This window comes from Dietzia sp. E1 (genome assembly GCF_014145015.1).
GTDB classification, from domain to species: Bacteria; Actinomycetota; Actinomycetes; order Mycobacteriales; family Mycobacteriaceae; genus Dietzia; species Dietzia cinnamea_A.
This window is the reverse complement of sequence record NZ_JAALDU010000304.1, coordinates 1-4,633: the sequence shown is the minus strand read 5'-3', so window position 1 is coordinate 4,633 and position 4,633 is coordinate 1. Positions and strand designations below refer to the sequence as shown.

Annotated in this window: 4 protein-coding genes; all 4 read right to left on the bottom strand. The window is 68.5% G+C overall.

Annotated elements, in window-relative coordinates; translation table 11 throughout:
• Positions 1-148 precede the first annotated feature (148 nt).
• Entirely contained in the window at positions 149-1,213 is a 1,065-nt protein-coding gene (gene ugpC, locus G6030_RS10640) for a sn-glycerol-3-phosphate ABC transporter ATP-binding protein UgpC (protein WP_182643101.1), read from the bottom strand.
• 124 nt (positions 1,214-1,337) lie between these two features.
• A complete protein-coding gene (locus G6030_RS10635) occupies positions 1,338-2,666 on the bottom strand; it encodes an ABC transporter substrate-binding protein (RefSeq protein WP_182643100.1) in 1,329 nt (442 codons plus the stop codon).
• A 61-nt stretch (positions 2,667-2,727) separates the two neighbouring features.
• On the bottom strand, positions 2,728-3,513 hold the full coding sequence (locus tag G6030_RS10630) for a carbohydrate ABC transporter permease (protein ID WP_187701728.1): 786 nt from the start codon (positions 3,511-3,513) through the stop codon (positions 2,728-2,730).
• Between the two features lie 50 nt (positions 3,514-3,563).
• On the bottom strand, positions 3,564-4,439 hold the full coding sequence (locus G6030_RS10625) for a sugar ABC transporter permease (protein ID WP_182643102.1): 876 nt from the start codon (positions 4,437-4,439) through the stop codon (positions 3,564-3,566).
• Positions 4,440-4,633: the final 194 nt, after the last annotated feature.

Here is a 4,633-nt window from a genome sequence, read left to right as displayed (position 1 = left end):
AACCTGTCTTAAACCAGGTTGACAACTTCCGCGCGGGGTGGGCGAGACGCCATGGAGAGGAGCGGCTGCCGACGCCGCGTACCGGGGCACACGCGAGGCGCCATCGGGAGGAGCGGCTGCGGCCGGGACGGCCGGGACGGGCTGGCGCTCAGTCGATGCGGTCGCCGGTCTCGACGTCGAACGCGTGGACCTCGGCGTCGATGTGGCGCACCCGGATCCGTTCGCCCACCGCCGTGCCGTGCCCGCGGTCGAGGCGGATCGCGATGCGCTCGCCGGCGTCGGAGTGCCCGTAGGCGAACGCCTCTGCGCCGAGCTCCTCCACGAGGTCGACCGTCAGCTCCAGCCCGGGCTCGCCGGCGCCGACCAGTCGCAGGGCCTCGGGGCGCGCGCCCAGGATGATGCGGTCGCGGCCGCCGAGGGAGGCGGGGACGTCGATCTGGGCGTCGCCCACGAGGGCGCGGCCCGCGGTGACGGGCACCTCGACGAGGTTCATGGCGGGGGTGCCGATGAACCCGGCGACGAAGGCGTTGACGGGCCGGTCGTACAGCTCTCGGGGTGCGGCGACCTGCTGGAGGACGCCCTTGTCGAGCACGGCGACCCGGGTGCCCATGGTCATGGCCTCGACCTGATCGTGGGTGACGTACACGGTGGTCACGCCGAGCCGACGCTGCAGTCCGGCGATCTCCCCGCGGGTCGACACGCGCAGTTTGGCGTCGAGGTTGGACAGGGGTTCGTCCATGCAGAAGACCTTGGGGCGGCGCACGATCGCCCGACCCATGGCGACGCGCTGGCGCTGGCCGCCCGACAGCTGGGACGGCTTGCGGTCGAGCAGGTCCTCGAGCTGCAGGATCCGGGCGGCCTCCTCCACCTGTCGGCGGGTGTCGGTCTTGTTGACGCCGGCGTTGCGCAGGGCGAAGCCCATGTTCTGCGCGACGGTCATGGTGGGGTAGAGGGCGTAGTTCTGGAAGACCATGGCCACGTCGCGGTCGCGGGGCGCCACGCGCTGCATGTCACGGTCGTCGATGAGGACGCGCCCGGAGTCGACCGGCTCGAGGCCGGCGAGCATGCGCAGGCTCGTGGACTTGCCGCACCCGGACGGGCCGACCAGGACGAGGAACTCGCCGTCGGCGATGTCGATGTCGAGCGAGTCGACGGCGGGCGCCGAGGACGTCTCGAAGCGCCGGGTGGCGTGGTCGAACCGGGCGGTGGCCATGGTGGGGTGGGTCTCCTGGGCGGGGGTGGTGGGAAGGCGGGGGGTCGACGACGACGACGAGGTCGGTCGCCGACCCGCCCGCCCGCGGACTCGGGTCCCGCCGGGGTGGCGGGAGGTGAGCCGCTCAGCCGAGCTTCGGGGTGAGCTGCGTATCGATGATCTGCTGGGTTTCGGTCTGGAGTTCCTCCATCACCTGCCGGACGTCCTGCCCGGCGAGGACCTTGTCGAGTCCGCCGCCGATCCGGGTGCCGCCGTTGGGCACGAACACGCGCGCGTTGTCCTGCGGGCGCGTGAACTCGAGCTGGTCGATCGCGGTGCCGGCCTGCGGGGTCTCGGCCAGGTAGTCCCGGATCTCCTCGGCTTCGCGGGCGTTCTTGCGGACCGGCATGTAGCCGGTGGCCTGCGCGAAGATCGCGGTGCTCTGGGTGGAGGTGATGGAGTCGATGAACTTGAGCGCGTTGATCTTGCGCTCGTCGGAGATCTTGGCGGGGATGGCGAGGCCGGCGCCGCCGGTGGGGCAGGAGGAGTTGGCCCGGGCGCCGGGCAGGAAGGCGGTTCCGAAGTCGAACTGGGCGTTCTCGATCGCGGTCCGCAGCGAGCCGGTCGAGGCCATGGCGCACGCGGCCAACCCGGACCCGAACTCGGTGATCGAGTCGGCGGAGACCACGAGGAAGCCCTCGTCGTTGATCCGCTTGAGCTTCTCCACCCCGGCGATGGTGGCGGGGTCGGTGAAGGTCGCCTCCCAGTCGCGGGAGAAGGCGCCGCCCTCGTCCCACACCATGTTCTGCATGGTCCAGTCGAGGTAGTTGGAGCCGTCGTACATGGCGATCGCGTGCTTGCCCTCGCCGATCGTCTCCTGGATCCGGGGCGCCCAGTCGAGGAACTCGTCCCAGCTCTCGGGGCCGCGGTCGGGCAGGCCGGCCCGGTCCCAGATTTGCTTGTTGTAGTAGAACAGCGGGGTCGAGCGGGCGAACGGCAGGCCGTAGGTCTTGCCCTCGAGCTCGTAGTCACCGATGAGCGCGTCGACGTAGCTGCTGGTGTCCACGCCGGCCTCGGCGAACAGGTCGTCCAGTGGGGTCAGCTGGTCGTTGAGCGCGAAGTTGAACCAGGTGACGTCCGAGACCACGACGACGTCCGGGACGTCGTTGCCGGTGAGGGCCGCGTTGAGCTTCTGGGCGACCTCCTCGTAGTTCTTGCCGCCGTCGACGAGGTTGACGGTGAGGTCGGGGTTCTCCCGGCTGAAGGTGGCGATGAGCTCCTCTTCGACGGCCTTGGAGTCGCCGGGATGGTTCGACCAGAAGGTGATGGTGCCCGCGTCACCTCCACCACCGCCGCCGCTGCCGGCGTCGCCGGAGGTGTCGTCGCCGCCTGTGCCGGCGCAGCCGGCGACGGTGACGGTGGCGGCGGTGGCGCCGAGGAGACCCAGGAATAGCCTGCGGTTCAGGGGATTCATGGCGTTGATGCCTTTCTCGAGGTCGAACCTGACGGAGGGTGGTCTGGACGGGGCGGCGCGGTCAGCCCTTGACCGCGCCGGAGGTGAGGCCCTTGATCATGTGCCGTTGCAGGAGCAGGAACACGATGAGGATCGGGGTGATGGTGAGGATCGTGGCGGCCATGACCATCGGCCAGTCGATGTAGGCGTCGGTGGAGATGAGGCGCGCGAGCCCGACCTGGAGCGGTGCGACGGTCTCGTCCGAGGCCACGAGGAACGGCCAGAGGTACTCGTTCCACTCGTTGACGATCGTGATGAGGGCGAACGCCACCACGGTGGGCCAGCTCATGGGCAGCAGGACCCGCAGCAGCAGTTTCATGTGACCGCACCCGTCCATGCGCGCGGCCTCGATGATCTCGAAGGGCAGCGTGAGGAAGTGGTTGCGCATGAGGAAGGTGCCGAACGCGACGCCGGCGAGCGGGAAGATGATGCCCTGGAACGTGTTGATCCAGCCCAGCTGGGAGATGAGCGCGTAGTTGGAGATCACGGTGATCTGGTTGGGCACCATGAGCGCGGCCAGGACCAGCATGAACACCAGGCCGCGGCCGGGGAAGCGCAGATAGACGAACGCGTAGGCGCTGAGGATGCCCAGGACGAGCTTGGCGATGACCAGCGCGCCCGTGATGACGAGCGAGTTGGTGAAGTAGCGCAGGAACGGCACCTGTTCCACGACCCGCGAGTAGGGGTCCGCGGTGACGGGGTCCGGCCACCAGGCGGGCGGCTGGATGTAGACCATGTCGGGCGTCTTGAACGAGGTGACGAGCACCCAGTACAGCGGCAGGGCGATGGTGGCGAGTACCAGGAGCATCGCCAGGTACCCGGCGATCCTGAAGGCCCGCGACCGGCCGGCGATCGGGTTCACGTTGTCCTCCTGTCCATCACGTGGACCTGGATGGCGGTGATGACGAGCAGGACCAGGAACATGATGGTCGCGACCGTGGCTCCGTAGCCGGCGCGGAAGTTCTGGAACGTCTCCTGGTACACCTGGAACACCATCGTGGTGGTGCCGTTGCCCTGCGGCCCGCCGCGGGTCATCACGTAGATGATGTCGAACACCTGCAGCGAGTTGAGCATGACGGTGATCGACAGGAAGAATGTGGTGGGGCGCAGCAGCGGCAGGGTGACCGAGCGGAAGGTCGCCCACCGTCCGGCGCCGTCCATCTCGGCGGCCTCGTAGAGTTCGGCGGGCTTGGCTTGGAGGGCGGCGAGGTAGATGACGAAGCTGTAGCCGAGGTTCTTCCAGATGTAGGTCACGGTGACCATGAACAGGGCCCAGTCCGGGTCCTGATAGAAGTTCGGCACCGGCAGCCCGACCATCGTCAGCAGCGCGGAGATCATCCCGAACCGGGGGTCGAAGATGAACTGGAAGGCCACGCCGATGGCGGCGCCGGCGATGACGAACGGGGCGAACACCGCCGAGCGGACGATCCCACGGCCCACCAGCTGCTGGTCCAGCAGCAGTGCCAACGCGAGGCCCAGGACCATCGACCCCACCACGGCCGCGACGGTGAAGATGACCGTGTTCTGCACGACCTCCCAGCTGTCGGCACGGTTCCACCACTCGATGTAGTTGGACCATCCGATGAAGGTGGACGTGGGGGAGGAGATGTTCCAGTCGAAGAAGCTGAGCCGGATGTTGTCGATCAGCGGTCGGTAGACGAAGATCCCGAGCAGGGCGAGGTTGGGCAGTACCAGTGCGAGGAACAGGAGTTTCTCGCCGAGGGGCCCGGCCAGGCGCGCGCGTCGGGGCCGCGCCCTGCGCTCGGGCCGGGTGTCGGCCACCGGGTCTCCGGCGGCCGGGGAGGACGGTATCTGCACGGTGGGAAGCCTCGTCGTCGAGGGTGAACGGACTTTGTCCGGACGATAGACGACTGGTGGCCTGGCGAGGTCGAAACAGTACAGATGTTGAAAAACACGGGGGGCGCGCT